Below are 16,138 nucleotides of genomic sequence, written 5' to 3'. Positions count from 1 at the left end.
GTGAAGAAGTCGCTCGGAGGCTGGCTGGCGCTGATGGCATTCGCGCTGGCGCTCGTCCCCTGGCATCAGCAGGAGGCGGGGTTCTTTGCGGGCCGTTGGCTTTCGGCCGACTGGTCGGACAAGAAGGACGCGGCCTCCGCGCTCTTTCTGATGCTCAAACACGGCCAAGCGGTCTTGTGGCCGCTGGTCGGCCTCGTCGCCGCGGCGACGGCGGCGTTGCTCGCGCCGTTCTCACGGCGTGCGCGGGGTTTGTTGTTTATTGCTGTCGGCGTGGCGGGAATCGCCTATCTACTCGTTCTCGGCTTCAGGCCCGGCTGGCTCGGGCTGGGCCCCCAAGTAGGACTGGGCTATGGTGCATTGCTCGTTGCGGCCGGTTTCCTGTTCCTGCTTACCGGCGGCTGTGCGCTCCTCGGTGCCTGCCGTGGCGACATGTTCGTCACCGGCATGATCGGGCTCATCATCGCGTTGATTTCGCTCTTCGTGATCATGCCGGTCGGCCATGTGCTGGCGAAGGCCTTTGTTGATCCCGAGGGCTTGTTCAGCGTCGGCTCGTGGTTCGGCCGTATGACGGATCAGAGAACCTGGGGACTCAATTGCGTCTTCGGCGGCGGCCGCTGTGGCGTCGCCTGGAACACGCTTTATCTCGCCGCCGCGACGGCCACCTGCTGCATGCTGCTGGGTCTGTGCTTCGCGCTCGTCGTAACGCGCACCGGCTTCCGCTGGAAAGGCTCGCTGCGCGCGCTCACTTTGTTGCCGATCATCACGCCGCCTTTTGTGATCGGCTTGGCGTTGATTCTGCTGCTCGGCCGCAACGGTGCGCTGACGACGCTCGTCGCCCATTGGTTCGGTGTTGCCCCCGGCCGCTGGGTCTACGGATTCTTTGGGGTCTGGCTGTCACAGGTGCTCGCCTATACGCCGATCGCCTTCATGGTGCTGATCGGGGTCGTCGAAGGTGTTAGCCCATCGGTCGAGGAAGCGTCGCAAACACTCGGTGCGTCACGCTGGCAAACCCTGTGGCGCGTTTCCCTGCCCCTGATGAAGCCGGGCCTGGCCAACGCTTTCCTGGTGACCTTCATCGAAAGCATGGCGGACTTCGGCAACCCGATGGTTCTCGGCGGCAGCTACAGCGTGTTGTCGACGGAAATCTACTTCGCGATTGTCGGCGCGCAGACCGACGAAGGGCGGGCAGCAAGCCTTGGCCTGATCCTGCTCTCGTTTGCCGTGATTGCCTTCCTGTTGCAGCGGCGCTGGCTCGGCAACAAATCTTACGCGACGGTGACGGGCAAAGCCGACAACGGGCAGCACGTAGCGCTTTCACCGCTTTTCGCCCGCGTCATCACGACTGTCGTCGTCATCTGGACGTCATTCACGATCGTGATCTACGGCATGGTGCTGAGTGGCGGCTTCGTCCATCAGTGGGGACGAGACAACAGCTTCACGCTCCGTCACTACATCAACGCGTTCGGCATCGACTTCGGCCAACACGGAATCAATTGGACGGGCACCGCGTGGTCGTCGTTCTTCACCAGCATGACGATCGCCGGCATCGCCGCGCCGCTCACCGCGACGCTCGGCATGATGACGGCGTGGTTGTTGGTCCGGCAGAAGTTCGCGCTCAAGAGCCTGTTCGAGTTCGGCACGATGATGTGCTTCGCCGTGCCGGGGACGGTGATTGGCGTGAGCTACATTCTGGCGTACAACGTGCCGCCGATCGAACTGACCGGTACGGGCTTGATCCTGATCCTGTGCTTTGTTTTCCGCAACATGCCGACCGGGCTGCGTGGCGGCATCGCGGCGATGAGCCAGCTCGACAAGAGCCTCGACGAAGCCTCGACGATGCTGCGGGCGAGCAGCTTTACTACCGCGCGCCGCATCATCTTCCCGTTGCTCAAGCCGGCGATCACCACCGCGCTCGTCTACAGCTTCGTACGTTCGATCACGTCGATCAGCGCCATCATCTTCCTGGTCAGCGCCAAGTACGACATGGCGACCTCCTACATCATTGGGCTCGTCGAAAACGGTCAGTACGGAACCGCGATCGCCTACTCGAGCATGTTGATCGTTGTCATGCTCTCCTGCGTCATCGGTGTGCAGAAGCTCGTTGGCCGCCGCCGGCTGCGGCGCCAGGACCGCGTGCTCAACGACCTCGATAAGCCTTCGATACCGGTCAAACCCATCCTGCAGAAGGAAGCGATCTGATGAATCATGCAGCTCATCCCGGCGTCGAGAACGCCGCATCGAACGCCAAGGCCAACGACATCTCGCTTGTGTTCGATCAGGTGACGAAGAAATACGGACGCGTCGTGGCGGTGGACAACGTCTCGTTCAGCATTCCGCGCGGCTCGCTGGTCACGCTCGTTGGCCCGTCCGGCTGCGGCAAAACGACCACATTGCGCATGATCGCCGGCCTCGAAGCCGTGACGGAGGGACGCATTCTGCTCAACGGAGAGAACGTGACGCACCAGTCGGCGATTGAGCGCGACGTCAGCATGGTGTTCCAATCGTACGCGCTATTTCCGCATATGACGGTGCTCGAAAACGTCGCTTACGGGCTCACCGTCGGCGGCTTGCCTACGCGCGAGGCGAACCAGCGTGCGCTGGATGGATTGAGCCTCGTGGGCCTCGCCGACTACGGCCCGCGACTGCCGAGCGAACTCTCGGGCGGCCAACAACAACGTGTCGCGGTTGCCCGCGCGCTGGTGCTCGAGCCGCAGGTGTTGCTGCTCGACGAACCCTTGTCGAATCTCGACACGAAGCTGCGTCGCCATGTGCGCGACGAGATCCGTGGCATTCAACTCAAGCTCAATTTGACCGCGGTGTATGTGACACACGATCAGGAAGAAGCGATGGCTGTTTCCGATCAGATCATCGTCATGAACAAGCAACGCATCGCGCAGCACGGAACACCGCGCGACCTGTTCGAGACGCCGGCCGATGAGTTCGTGGCCGACTTCATCTGCAATGCCAATCTCGTTTCGGGTGAGGCGCAGCGTCATGAGGCCGGGCGCAGCGAATGCGTCATCGGCGGCGTCACGGTGATCGTTCCAGACCGAAAGGCCCGCCGAGGTGATGTGCGCATCGCCGTGCGTCCGGATGCCATACGGCTTACAGGGGAGACAGACAATCAGCCTCTGTGCGGAGAGATCGTCTACGCGTCGTTCCTGGGTACAGAGATGCAGTACACATTGCAGACTCCCTTGGGCGAACTCTTCGTGCGTTCCAGCGACGTTTTCAACACCTATCCCCTCGGCCGTCGGGTGGGCATCGGCTTCGCCGATCACGGGCTGGCGATCGTCGGAGGTAACGCGTAGGGCGCGTGCCGCAGCGTTAGTGCGGCGACACTATCCCGAGCAAAGGGCCGGTTCACGGTCCCGAACCGAGCGAGCGACAAAACTCGCACGGACGGGGATCTCTTGCCGGCAGAGCGGCTAACCGGCATCCGGAGGCCGTTGGCGCAGTAAGCACCGAGGACACGATGGCACGCATCATCAAGAAGCCTGGCGACCTGCTGAAGTTCCCACTCTCGGAGGCGGGCACGCACGCTTACTGTCAGTGGCTCGCTGACGGCACGGCACGAGTCTTCCTCGCCGCGTGCGCGTCCAGCCTCGCGGGCGCAGAGATCATCTCGCTCCCGGTAGCGTTCCGGGTTCCGGTATGCAACGACACGCCCAACCGCTACGGGTGGGAGAAGGTCGGCCGGGCGGGGATTCCTCCGTCGTTCCTGTTGCCGCAGCGCTACGTCGTGAAAGACGCCTTCACTGGTGCATTCAGCATCTACTTCGAAGGACAGGAGACGGCGGCGACCCGGGTCGAGGTGCAGGGGCTGGAAACACTGGCCTTGTGGCCGCATCCACGTATCGTCGAGCGGCTTGAGACCCAACTGTCGGCTTGCTCCATTGCCCCCATCAACGGTATCCGGGCGGCGGCCTGAGCGGTCTCAATGTGGTGCGGTGGAGCAACGCCATCTTCTGCTGACGCTTTTCAACGCGCACAAAAAAAGACGGCGCCAGTCTTGGGAGAATCGGACAGGCGCCGCGAGACCATGGCCTTGAGAGGAGAGAAAGAAAGCGGCCCGCCGCCGCGGGCCGGTGTTGCTTACATCAGTTCCGTGTCAGCGTTCCATCCCACGTTGAAACCGCCTTGCGGGCGTCTTCGTCGGTGAACCAAACCGAAGTGACCGCCTTCGTTTCGGTGAAGAAGGCCACGCCATCCTTGCCCATCGCGTGCAGGTCGCCAAAGAACGAATCCTTGTGCCCGGTGAAGGGGAAGATCGAGAACGGGACCGGGATGCCGACGTTGATACCGACCATGCCGCCGTGCGTGCGCTTGGCGAACTCGCGGGCGTGGTAGCCCGAGCTGGTGTAGATGCACGAGCCGTTGGCGAAGCGGTTGCCGTTCATGATCGCCAGGCCTTCTTCGAAGCTCTTCACGCGCTTGACGCAGGTGACCGGTCCAAAGACTTCGTCATTGCCGATCGCATGTTCCGGCTTCACGTGGTCGAAGATCGTCGGCCCGACGAAATAACCGTCCTCGAAGCCGGGCACCTTCACGCCACGACCGTCGAGCACGAGTTTGGCGCCTTCTTCGACACCGCGGGCGATCCAGTTTTCAACCGACTGCTTCTGCGCGGCCGAGACCAACGGCCCGAGTTGCGATTCGGGCAGGTACGCAGCGCCGAGCTTCAGTTCTTGCGCCTTCTTCTTGAGCAACGCGACGAACTCGTCAGCGATCGATTCCTGCACGCAGACCACCGGCAGGGCCATGCAACGCTGGCCGGCACAGCCGTAGGTCGAGTTGATGATGCCGGAGACGGTGCGCTCAAGCACGCAGTCTTCCATCACCAGTGCGTGGTTCTTGGCTTCGCAGAGGGCTTGCACCCGCTTGCCTGCGCCGGCGGCGGTCGAGTAGATATGCAGACCGACGGAGGTCGAGCCGACGAAGGTGATACCTCTGACCTTCGGATTGACGAGCAGCGAGTCCGCCTCGACGCGCGAGCACGTCACGAGGTTGACGACGCCCTTGGGCAAGCCGGCTTCGATCAGCAGTTCGAGCATGCGCATCGACGTCTGCGGCACCATCGAGGCGGCCTTCAGGACGAAGGTGTTGCCGGTGGTGATGCAGAACGGCAGCATCCAACCCATCGGGATCATCGCCGGGAAATTGTATGGTGCGATACCCACGAAGACGCCGAGCGGTTCGCGGAAGGACACCGTGTCGTAGCCGTTGGCGACGTTCATGCACGTATCGCCCTGCATCAGGTAATGCGACGAGCAGGCACATTCGACGACTTCGATCGCCTTCAGCACGTCGCCCTTGGCTTCGGCGAGTACCTTACCCATTTCTGTTGCGAGCAGCGTCGTCAACTCGTCGAGGTGTTGGTCGAGCAGGGCCTTGAAACGGAACATCAGCTGGATGCGCTGAGGGATGGGTGTGTTCGACCAGGCCGGGAAAGCGGCGGCAGCGGCGTTCACCGCGGCATCGACTTCGCTTTGCGTGCAGCAGGGCGCCTCGGCGATCTGGACGCCGAGACTCGGGTTCATGACCGGCATGTATTTGGACGTGCTCGATTCAACCCACTCGTTGTTGATGCAGACTTTCAAACGCTTGATACCGGCCATTGCTTGCTTCCTCCAAAAAGTACTCGAATACGGATTCCTGCCCGATGCCGCGGCGGCGTATCCGGTCCGTGCGGCCTTTCTGCGGCATTTCCGGCACTTGCCCGTTGGTTCAGCGGGCGGCCGGAGCGATTCAGTCCTTGCGCAACATCCACTCGTGCGCCGGGTCGTTGCGGAAAACCCAGCTACGCTTTTCCCCGGCCATGACGTTGAAGTAATACGAGGTATAGCCGTGTGGAACGGTGACCGGGTGGTACCCCTTGGGAACCATCACCACGTCGTGGTCCTCCGCGGCGACGGCTTCATCCAGGCTCCGATCGTCCGTATACACGCGCTGCAGCACGTAGCCTTGCGCCGGATTGAGCCGGTGATAGTAAGTTTCTTCGAGCGAGCTCTCGTTGGGCAACGCGTCGGTGTCGTGCTTGTGCGGAGGGTAGCTTGACGAGTGGCTCGACGGCGTGATGACTTCCACGACCAGCAGGCTGTCGGCCTGTTCGCTGGCCGGCAGGATGTCCGTCACGAAGCGCTGATTGGTTCCTTCGCCGCGCACCGAACGTTTGATCGACGTGGAGGGAATCGCCCTGGCAGGATAGGTGCCAAATCCCGGTGCGTGCGCGATCGCGATCTCGCAAGCGGTTACTGCCGTCGCGCTGACGCGGCAGTTGTTCGGGACGTAAGCCGCGTCCGGCGCCTTGTCGTCGAAGACGCTTTCGCGCGTTCCCATTTCGCCGCAATCGAGATCGCCGGCCTGCACGCGCGCCTTGCCGCTCAACACGACAAGACAGGCCTCGCGCTTCGGGTCGGCGAACGAAACTGATTCGCCGGGTTGCAGACGATAGGCGACGAAGCCGACGTATCCCCAGCCGGCGGATTCCGGTGTGACCGAGGCGATCTCCTTGCCCGGGCGGGCTTTTACGAGAAGCTTGCTGCTCACGCGGGCGCCCTCACTTTCCGTTGATCTTCGCGACGAGCGCGGTCAGGTAATCGAAGCCCTTCTTCGCGTACTCATAGCTAGGCGCGACGGCCGGGTCCTGTTCCGCTTCGACAACGAGCCAGCCGCTGTAGTTGTGATCGGCGAGCAGCGAGAGGATCGGCTCGAAGTCGATCATGCCGTCGCCTGGAACGGTGAATACGCCGTCGAGCACCGAATTCAGGAAGCTCTGGTCGTTGTTGCGCGCCTTTTGCATCACGGCCTTGCGCACGTCCTTGCAATGCACGTGCACCACCCGCCCGATGTGCTTGCGCAACTCGGCGAGGGCGTCGCCACCGGCGAAAGTGATGTGGCCCGTGTCGAACAGCAGGCCAACATTCGGCGTCGTCAGCTTTATCAGCGTGTCGAGATCCTGCGGGCTTTCGCAGTACGCGCCCATGTGATGGTGGTAAGCGAGCGTGATGCCGTTGCTCTTGAGGTAGGCGCCGAAGGCATCGAGCTTTTCGGCATACGCTTTCCACTGATCGAGGTTTTCGAACTTGGGACGGCGCGACAGCGGTGTCTGCTGCTGGCCCTGAACCGAACCGGCGACTTCGCCGTAAACCATCACCTTGCAGCCGTTGTAAACGAGCTTCTTCAGGTGCGGGCCGACGGCTTCGATTTCATCCTTCAGCGTACCTTCCGCGAGATTTCCGGAGTACCAGCCGGAAACCACGACGGCACCGTAGCCTGCCAACTTCGACTTGAGCTCCGCCGGGTCTTTCGGGAATTTGTTGCCGAGCTCGAAACCCGTATAACCAATCTCCGTGCCTTCCGAAAGGCAGGTCTCAAGCGGCGTATTGCCACCGAGCTGAGGAAGGTCGTCGTTGGTCCAAGAGATCGGGTTGATCCCGATGCGTACACTTAGTTTTCCCATGTCTGTCCCTTATTTACGCTTAGTCAGTCTTGTCCGGTTTTTCGATCGATGCGGATTGCGAGGTGCTCGCCGCCAGCGTTCAAAGCCTCTGCTTCTTCTTGTCCTGCTCCAACTGCGCACGTGCGGCGCGAACTTCGGCGCGTTCCGATACTTCCGGAATGCCAACTTCCCACCAAGCGCCGCCTTCCTCGGTGCATTGCGGCCCGTCGATGGTGATGCTGATCAGGGTCGATTTGTCTGAAGCGCGTGCGCGGACCATCGCCTCGCGCAACTCGGTGACGCTGGTCACCGTCTCCGCGTTGGCACCGAGCGAACGTGCGTTGAGCGCGAAGTCGATCGCCGGGATGCCGTGCGGTCCCTGCAGGCAATCGACATACATGTTGTTGAACGGGGCACCGCCGCAGGCTTTCTGCAGTCGGGTGATACAGGCGTAGCCGGCGTTGTCGGTGACGACGACGATGATCTTCAGACCCAGCATCACCGACGTCGCGAGCTCGTTGTTGAGCATGAGGTAGCTGCCGTCGCCGACGATGACGATGACTTCGCGGTCAGGATGCGCCATCTTGACGCCGACGCCACCCGCGACCTCGTAGCCCATGCACGAATACCCGTATTCCATGTGATAACCGCCAGGTGTCGACGTGCGCCAGAGCTTGTGCAGCTCCGCCGGCAGCGTTCCTGCGGCGCACACCGCGATATCCTGCGTCTCGGAATCCGGCGACGAGGCTTGCACCGCACCGATGACTTCGGCGTAGGTAGGCAGGTCGGCGCGCGGACTGACGACAATCTCTTTCACCATGCGCCGCCACTGGTCGTTGAGCTTCACGCTCTTCTCGCGCCAGGCGGTCTCAGATTGCCACGTACCGAGGGCAGCGGACAACGCCGCGAGCCCGACCGCCGCGTCGGCGACCATTTCCGTCGCGCTCCACTTGATGGCGTCGAAAGGTGCCGCGTTGATCGAAACGAGCTTGGCCTGAGCGTACAAAGCATGTGAGCCGGTGGTGAAGTCCTGCAATCGGGTGCCGACGGCAATGACCACGTCCGCTTCTTCGGCAAGTGCGTTGGCCGCCGTGGAGCCGGTCACACCGATCGCGCCGGAGAGCATCGGGTGGTCCCAGGGCAGGGCGCCCTTGCCGGCCTGCGACTCGCCGACCGGAATGCCGTGTTTTTCGACAAACGCGCGTAGCGCGGCACAGCCGCCCTTGCTGTAGAGAACGCCGCCACCGTTGACCACCAGCGGGCGCTTGGCATTACGCAGCACTGCCGCGACGGCGGCCACTTCGCCCGGGTCGGCGGGCGGCTGACGGAAATGCACAACGCGCTCGGCGAAGAATTCTTCCGGCCAGTCGTAGGCCATCGATTGCACGTCTTGCGGCAAGGCCAGGGTAACAGGTCCGCATTGCGCTGCGTCGGTGAGTACGGCGATGGCGCGCGGCAATGCGGTCAGCAATTGCGAAGGCGCGACGATGCGATCGAAATAACGCGACACCGGACGCAGGCAGTCGACGGCCGAAACCGTACCGTCCTGGAAGTCCTCGACCTGTTGCAGAACCGGATCCGGCGCGCGCGAGATGAAGACGTCGCTCGGAAGCAAGAGCATCGGCAGACGATTGACGTGCGCGGTCGCGGCGGCTGTCACCAGGTTCGTACAGCCCGGGCCGATCGACGTCGTCACGGCCATGATGCGTCGGCGGAAGTGTGCCTTGGCGTACGCCGCCGCCGCAAGAGCCATGCCTTGTTCATTGTGCGCACGGAACGTCGGGAACGTCTCGCGAACCGCATACAGCGCCCCACCCAGACCGCTCACGTTTCCATGCCCGAAAATCGCCCACATGCCGCCGAAAAGCGGCTCGGTTCCGTTGCCGGTTGTTACGCGTTGTGCAGTGAGATAACGCACCAGTGCCTGCGCCATCGTCAAACGAATTGTCGTCATTACCTGACCTCCGCTGTTTTTGTCTCCCGCACCGCGCAAAAACGCCCGTTTAGGTCTTCTGCGAACGTGCTCGGCGCGCCTCGCCGGGTGCTCTCCCGGGGACCGGGATTGCTCCCCAAATTGCTCCATTTCCCACTCGGGAAAGATAGCGCGCCTTCGGCTTTAGTGCAACGGAAATTCTCGATATTTATCATAACGGAACAAAAATTCTAATCGCAGATGGCAGGAGGCGTATTCCGGTGATACACATTTCGAGATTCAGTCGAGTTCGATCGTCCGCCGGCCTTCGTAGGCCTCACGCAAAGCGATCGCAATGCGTGTCGCCTCGCGCGCGTCGGCAAGTGTCAGCGGCGACGGTTGGCCGCTGCGCAAAGCGTCGACGAAGGCTTTGGCTTCGACGAGAAAAGCGTCGGAGAAGCGTGCGAAGAAATCGGGCAGCCCTTGCCGATGCTGCATGTTTCCGGATTCGGCAATCAGGGCCGGGGCCGCGATGTCCTTGCCGGCCAGCATTCCGCCCAGGGTTCCGTTGGCCCACAGCGTAGCTTCGTAGCCGCGATGCGAGGTACGCGAGATGAACAGTGTAGCGATCAGGCCGTTCTCGAACTCGATCGTGCCGACACCGGTGTCGATGTCGCCGCATTCCGCAAGTCCGGGATATTGGTGGCAGCAACCGCTCGCGCTTACGCGTACCGCCCGCGAGTTTCCCGCCATCCAGCGTGCCAGGTCGACGTCGTGGATACCGCAATCGAGGAACAGGCCGCCTGACGTAGGAGCAAATTTGACGAAGAAACCGTGCGGATCGATCGGATCGTGCGATTCAAAGTGCAGGCGATATACGCGGCCGAGCTCGCCTGCGTCGATACGCTCCTTCAACATCGCGTAGGCGGGATCGAAACGGCGGGTAAAGCCGATCATTGCCACCTGCCGTGGACGTTTCTCCGCCAGTTCCAGAACGCGATCGCAGGATTCCAGCGTCAGCGCCAGCGGCTTCTCGCAGAAGACGTGCTTGCCGGCGAGCAGCGCAGCTTCAATCTGTTCGACGTGTAGCGAGGTCGGTGTGACGAGCCAGACGGCATCCAGCCCGTCGTGCCGCAGCAACTCTTCGAGCGAGGCGTAGCTGCTGGCTTGCGGCAGATGATCGCGCGCCCAGCGCCGTTCCTCTTCGACCGGGCTGGCGGCGGCGATCAACGATGCTCCGGGAACAGAACCGGCGAGGTTCAGCGCGTGGCGCTTGCCCAGCCGGCCAAGCCCGACGATGCCGATGCGTACGTTTTCCGTCATGACGTTTCCCGTGTCTTGGTTACAGGGATTACTTCTTCTTGTCCGGGTTCGGGATCATCACGTCGCGCACGATCGACAGCAGTTCGTGGTAGTGGTCGCAGAAGCCGCGCAGCGTGCGCCGGGTGGCGCCGTAGTCGTCGAATTCGGCGACCGTCATGCCGTCTTCGTCGTAGGCACGCCGGAAGTCCGGGACCAGGTCGTAAAGCTCGGCCACGATCTTCGGATCGACCGGGTTTTGCATGCGCTCCTTGACCTCGACCTTGGAGTTGTTGAACAGCACCTGCCACTCGTGCGGAATCGTCAGGATGATGTCGCCGCCGATGAACTCGGACCAGTGCAGGTGATGACGGTAGGCCGCGGAGAGCAGACGCGCACGGTAGCCGCGCTGTTTGAAGATGGCCGCCGCCTTTTTCATTGTCGCCACGCCGGCCCAGTCGGCGTATCCCGGAGTGAGCGCGATGCCGTCGCGTTGTGCGACGACCTTCATCCAGTCGTCGAGGCGGCCGACCATGATTGTGCAAGCCGGGAAGATGTCGCAGTTCTTGCCTTCGGCCGCCCGGCGTTTCAATCCGCGTTCAACGGCCTCTGCAACGGCAATGGCTTGCGGAACGGTGAAGCAGACCGTGGCATTGATCGTTACGCCGCGGTAGGTGGCTTCTTCCAGCGCGGGAATGCCGGCAGCGGTCACCGGAATCTTCACCTGCACGTTCGGCGCGAGGCTGTTGAAATGAACGGCCTGTTCGACGAGCGCCTCGGGGTTGCGGTAGAACGCCGGGTTCGTCTGCATCGACAACCGCCCCTTGCGTCCGCGTTCGCGGTCGAAGATCGGCATCAGCAACTGGGCGCCCTTCAGGCCCATCTCCTCGATCAATTTCCAGGCGATCTGCTCTTCGCCCCAGGTCGGGTTCTCATTGAAGATGCGCACCAAGGTGTCGCGCCACGCCGGCAGTTCCTTCTTCAGCACGTTGAGCACGATGCTCGGGTTGGTCGTCGCGCCGACGCCGCCGTTGGCGATCGCGTACTGCAGTTCGTCGACCGCACAGGAGTCGTTCCAGAAATCCGTCACGTAGTTGGCGGTCGTCAGGGATAGGGGGCTCTGAGCGGCTTGCTGACTGTTGTTCATTTGCACATACCTCGTTAGTGGCTAGCGGTAGATGAATGGCCCTGAGGTTGATTCGTGCGTGCCCCGCAAGCGGAGCGCGACCAGTTCATTGATCAAGGCGAATTTCGTTGTGCACCGGTCGCGGTTTTCTTGATCGTGTTACCGCTTTCCGAATCCACTCGTCATTGACCCTCTCAACCTTGCGTAAACAATATATTTTCTAAATATCAAAGTCAATTAGAACTAGCATTCTATTTTGTCTTTTTTTAACGCCCTATCTCGACGCGCTAGATGAACATTTTTCTGGCGTGGCGCGAGACGTGGAAAGGCCGTGGCTGGGTTCGCGGGGGAATTGCTGGAAGGAACGTGCCGAGAACTGCGAGGCAGAGGGTCGGGCGCTCGGGGCCGGATTCGCGCTGAGGAGAGAAAGCCAGGAGTACCGGTGGGCATCGCAAGGCGGCGAAGCCCGCCGCTCTGGGCAGCGGGCGCCCAACCGCTCTGCGGAACTACACCTTGAACCGCCCGGCGGTCTGCCGCAAGGCGCCGGCCAGTTGGTCCAGCCCTTCGGCGACTTTGGCTGTGTTGGTCGCTGCGGCTGTGTTTTCCTCCGACATGCGGGCGACGGTTTCGACGCGCCGAGCGATGTCCTGGGCGACGGTGCTCTGTTCGTCGAGCGCGATAGCGATGTCGTGGATCGCGTCTGCGACGTGCTTGGCTTCGCCCTGGATCTCGCCCATCCGCTGCGCGGCCTGATCCGAGAGCTTCTGCCCGACGTCGACGCGCTGCACGACGGAGTCCATGCCCGTGACGGCGTTCTTCGTCGACGCCTGCATCGCCGCGACGACGCCCGCGATATCGGTCGTCGAGGAAGCCGTCCGCTCGGCCAGCTTGCGTACTTCGTCGGCGACGACGGCGAATCCGCGCCCCTGTTCTCCCGCGCGTGCCGCCTCGATCGCGGCGTTCAGAGCCAGCAGGTTGGTCTGATCGGCGACATCCTTGATCACCTGCACCATCATCGAAATCTTGCCAGACTGCACACCGACCTCGTTGATGTCGCGCACCGCGTTGTGCACCGTGCCGGCGATTTCGGCCATCTCGGCGTTCGCCCCGGAAATCGTTTCCGCTCCGGAGTCCGCCGCGGCTCCCGCTTCCTGCGCGCGCTGCAGCGCACTGCGCGCCGAGTCGTTGATGTGCGTGATCGCCACGGTCATCTGCTCGATGGCCGCGGCCATCGCCGACGCAGCTTCGCTCTGGTTGTTCGACGCGTCGGAAACCTGCTTAGAAACGTCGGCCGCCTGGTGCGCGGCACTCGACACCTGCCCGGCGTTATCGAGAACCTCGCGCAACGAACGTTGCATCTGCTCGATGAGTTCGTTGAACGCTACAGCGGTTTGTCCCGCCTCGTCGCGCGACGTAACCGCCGCGCGGTTTGTGAAGTCGTTGTCGGTCGCCACGGTGACGATCGAGCGCCGCATGTTCTCGAGCGGCGCGATGATCCCCCGGCTCATGAAGAAACCGAGGACGACCAGGATGCAGGCGGCGACGGCCGAGACGCCGATGATCGCGACCGACGCCGCCTTGCTCGCCGTTCTGCCCGCTTCAACGGCGCCTTCGCCCGATTTCGCGTTGGCTTCGACGAGAGCGGTCAGCGCCTTCTGCAACGCCGGTTCGACGACACCCCACGGCGCCATCGACATGTCGTAATCGTCGAAGTACTGCGCCTGTTTGGCCATCGCCTCTTCGGTGTTGCTGCCGTTGTCGTCGTTGTTTGCCAGTTGCTCGATGACCTTCGCCGTGCGTTTTGCGTAGGTGTGCCAGTTGGCCGACGTCTCCTTGAATTTCTTCCAGGCTTCGGTTTCTTCTTCCGAAAGGCCGAGCTTCTCGTAATTCTCCATTGCCTTCATCAGCTCGGTATTGAGTGGCTCGATGCGGCGGAAAATGTTCTTGAAGTACTTCTGCGAGTATTTCTTCTCGCGCCACAGCGACGCTTCGAGGCACACGCTGTGTAGCGTCGCCATGCTGTTGCGGATCGTTGCCAGCTCGTTTGCCGCCGGCAGCTTGTCTTCAGAAACGACTGTGAGCGCGCCGTCGATGCGCTTCGCCCCAGCTAGTCCCGCGACGCCGACGACCAAGAGCATCAGAATCGCGAACAGTATCAAAAAGCCGAGCTTTTTCTTGACGCTGAAATTGCCCAAGCCGATGCCGATCATAGAACCCCCTCTGCATGACGTATGAGTTATCCCTGGCGCCCAGCGTGTCTGTCCATATTCTTGTAGTTAATCTACATACGAGCTGGCGTTTGCTGCGACTTCTTTTTCGAGTATCGCATGATCGAACGTCAACGCAATAGCCGAGGGCGAAACGTGGAGGGTGAAGACGGCCGAGAGCTCTGGCAGAAGCGGCACGCAAAAGTGGCCCCGGCGAGGCGGGGCCACTTTCGTTACGCGTCGTAAAACGATGGCCGCGGCGGTATCGCGATCGGTTCGATCGCCCCCGTGCGTTGCGCCTTGACACAGGCGTCGGCGATAAGCGCTGCGGCGTAGCCGTCCCACGCCGTGGGGCCGGTGAGCTCTCCAGTGCGAACACCGTCGATGAAGGCTTGAATCTCGACGTCGTAGGCATCGATGAAGCGTTCCTTCCAGTCGGTGAGAATCTCGACCGAACGCTTGGCGCCGCTGCGCATCAACACGCGCGCAGGTTCCGGCAGGCGCGCGATGCCTGTCTCGCCGACGACCTCGCACTGAATGTCGTAGCCATAGACGCAATTCACAAAGACCTCGACGTCGATGCGGATGCCCGTCGTCGTTTCCAGGAGAATGATCTGGGGATCGGCGAGGTGGCCGGACGCATTGCGCGTCTTGCGCGGATAGATGACCTGCGCCGACGTGTAGTCGTCACGCAGCAGCCAGCGCAGAACGTCGATCTCGTGGATCAGCGTATCCGTGATCGCCATGTCCGTCTTGTAGCCGTCGCCGACGGCCGGATTGCGGTGAGCGCCGTGCACCATGAGCGGGGTGCCGATGGCGTTCTGTTCGATCGTCTTCTTGAGATCGCGATAGCCGACATCGTAGCGGCGCATGAAGCCGACCTGCACGAGGCGCCTGCCGGCCGCGATTTCGGCGTCGACGATGCGGCGGCATCCGTCCGCCGTCGTCGCCAGCGGCTTCTCGCAGAACACCGGTTTGCCGGCGGCCAGCGCGGCGAGAACGAAGAGTTCGTGCGTTGGGCCCCATGAAGTGACGAGGACGGCCTCGACGTCGCGCGACGCAATGAGCGCTTCTCCGTCGGCATGCACTTCGGCGTGCAACCCGTATTTGGCGACCGTGTCGCGGGCCTGTTGCGGATTGATGTCGTTAACCGCCACGACTTCAGCTCCGGACAGCGCCTGCGTAATCCGGCGAATGTGATCCTGGCCGATGGCGCCGGTTCCGACGACGCCGATTTTCAGAGTCATGATCGTTCCTCTTGTTTTGGAAAAGACCGGGATGAACTCAAACGTTGGCGCGCACGAAGTCCATGCTGGCGCGCAGGCGGCTTTCGCTATCGCTGGCGTCCATGATCTCGGGGGCGAACGGCTCGAAGGAAACGACGCCCTGGTAACCGCGGTCGAGCATGATCTTGAGCTGCCGTAGATTGCCAAGCCGATCAGCCGTGCCGACAAGGACGCGATGCTCGTCGCGCATGTCGGCATCCTGCAATGCCTTGTCCTCGACGCCCGAGATGTGGATGAGGCCCGTCATGTCGGGATAGAAAATGTCCTCGCCCGACAGGTAATGGTGAAAAGTGTCGTGGACCAGGCGATACGCGCGCTCAGCGCCCGCGTCGTAGATAGCCTTGATGGCGTCCGACTTGCGACGCAGCGAGCACTGCTGGAAACCGAGCGGTTCGACGAGGCCAAGCAACCCCGCGTCTTCAAGGATGGGGCGCAGTTCGCACAAAGAGCGCACGAGGTCGGCGTAGCGTTCGGCGGGCGTGCGTTTGTCGTTCCAGTCGTTGAGCGGACACATGACGAGCGCTTCGGCGCCGCTCTCCTTTGCGTACTTGGCGAGCGTCACGGCCTTCTCGCGCAGTTCCGGCGTAAAGACGTCGAACGGATAAAGCGCATTGATCGTACGCACCGTGATGTGCGCTGCGGCGGCTGAGTTTTTGATTATCGGTGCCGGCGTGCCGTCCTGCAGTTCGGTGCCCGGCAGATCGTTGCGGATCTCGACGCTGTCGACGCCCAAGCGATTGCACATGGCAAGGAAAGCATCGAAAGAGATGCGTGGCGAGCTGATGCGGTTGATGGAAAAACGAATGCGGCTCATGTTTGCGACCTCCTGTTGAAGTTGTTGAAGCGCGGCTTTAGTGTCGGGCCAAT

Annotated in this window: 12 protein-coding genes; 3 read left to right on the top strand and 9 right to left on the bottom strand. The window is 62.1% G+C overall.

Going from position 1 to position 16,138, the window contains the following annotated elements; genetic code table 11:
• The 3 genes from NZ453_RS00535 to NZ453_RS00525 all read left to right on the top strand — a co-directional run bounded on the left by NZ453_RS00535 (position 1) and on the right by NZ453_RS00525 (position 3,931).
• Complete coding sequence (locus NZ453_RS00535; protein WP_263768304.1) at positions 1-2,199, top strand: ABC transporter permease; 2,199 nt, start codon at positions 1-3, stop codon at positions 2,197-2,199.
• Positions 2,199-3,311, top strand: coding sequence for an ABC transporter ATP-binding protein (locus NZ453_RS00530; RefSeq protein WP_263768303.1), 1,113 nt, complete (start codon positions 2,199-2,201; stop codon positions 3,309-3,311). Before NZ453_RS00535 ends, NZ453_RS00530 begins: the two co-directional genes overlap by 1 nt.
• Before the next feature lie 164 nt (positions 3,312-3,475).
• The gene (locus tag NZ453_RS00525; protein WP_263768302.1) at positions 3,476-3,931 is read left to right on the top strand and encodes a hypothetical protein; all 456 of its coding nucleotides are present in this window, start codon (positions 3,476-3,478) and stop codon (positions 3,929-3,931) included.
• 169 nt (positions 3,932-4,100) lie between these two features.
• Here the strand turns inward: NZ453_RS00525 and NZ453_RS00520 are convergent, their stop codons facing one another.
• From NZ453_RS00520 to NZ453_RS00480, 9 genes are all read right to left on the bottom strand, one after another.
• On the bottom strand, positions 4,101-5,618 hold the full coding sequence (locus NZ453_RS00520) for a CoA-acylating methylmalonate-semialdehyde dehydrogenase (protein ID WP_263768301.1): 1,518 nt from the start codon (positions 5,616-5,618) through the stop codon (positions 4,101-4,103).
• A gap of 130 nt (positions 5,619-5,748) precedes the next feature.
• A complete protein-coding gene (iolB, locus tag NZ453_RS00515; protein ID WP_263768300.1) occupies positions 5,749-6,549 on the bottom strand; it encodes a 5-deoxy-glucuronate isomerase in 801 nt (266 codons plus the stop codon).
• 10 nt (positions 6,550-6,559) lie between these two features.
• Positions 6,560-7,462, bottom strand: coding sequence for a myo-inosose-2 dehydratase (gene iolE, locus NZ453_RS00510; protein WP_263768298.1), 903 nt, complete (start codon positions 7,460-7,462; stop codon positions 6,560-6,562).
• A gap of 79 nt (positions 7,463-7,541) precedes the next feature.
• A complete protein-coding gene (gene iolD / locus NZ453_RS00505; RefSeq protein WP_263768297.1) occupies positions 7,542-9,395 on the bottom strand; it encodes a 3D-(3,5/4)-trihydroxycyclohexane-1,2-dione acylhydrolase (decyclizing) in 1,854 nt (617 codons plus the stop codon).
• Between the two features lie 258 nt (positions 9,396-9,653).
• Positions 9,654-10,676 carry a Gfo/Idh/MocA family oxidoreductase gene (locus NZ453_RS00500; protein ID WP_263768296.1) on the bottom strand — a complete coding sequence of 341 codons (1,023 nt, stop codon included), beginning with the start codon at positions 10,674-10,676 and terminating at the stop codon, positions 9,654-9,656.
• A gap of 28 nt (positions 10,677-10,704) precedes the next feature.
• Complete coding sequence (locus NZ453_RS00495) at positions 10,705-11,799, bottom strand: transaldolase family protein (RefSeq protein ID WP_263768295.1); 1,095 nt, start codon at positions 11,797-11,799, stop codon at positions 10,705-10,707.
• 485 nt (positions 11,800-12,284) lie between these two features.
• Positions 12,285-13,988: a methyl-accepting chemotaxis protein gene (locus NZ453_RS00490; protein WP_263768294.1), complete on the bottom strand. Its 1,704-nt coding sequence runs from the start codon at positions 13,986-13,988 to the stop codon at positions 12,285-12,287.
• Positions 13,989-14,218: 230 nt separating this feature from the next.
• Positions 14,219-15,232, bottom strand: a complete 1,014-nt coding sequence (gene iolG, locus NZ453_RS00485) for a bifunctional inositol 2-dehydrogenase/D-chiro-inositol 1-dehydrogenase (protein ID WP_263768293.1) — start codon at positions 15,230-15,232, stop codon at positions 14,219-14,221.
• 37 nt (positions 15,233-15,269) lie between these two features.
• Positions 15,270-16,085 carry a TIM barrel protein gene (locus NZ453_RS00480; RefSeq protein WP_263768292.1) on the bottom strand — a complete coding sequence of 272 codons (816 nt, stop codon included), beginning with the start codon at positions 16,083-16,085 and terminating at the stop codon, positions 15,270-15,272.
• Between the last annotated feature and the right edge of the window lie 53 nt (positions 16,086-16,138).

This window comes from Propionivibrio soli (genome assembly GCF_025770765.1).
Taxonomy (GTDB): Bacteria; Pseudomonadota; Gammaproteobacteria; order Burkholderiales; family Rhodocyclaceae; genus Propionivibrio; species Propionivibrio soli.
This window is presented reverse-complemented; position numbering and strand designations above follow the sequence as displayed.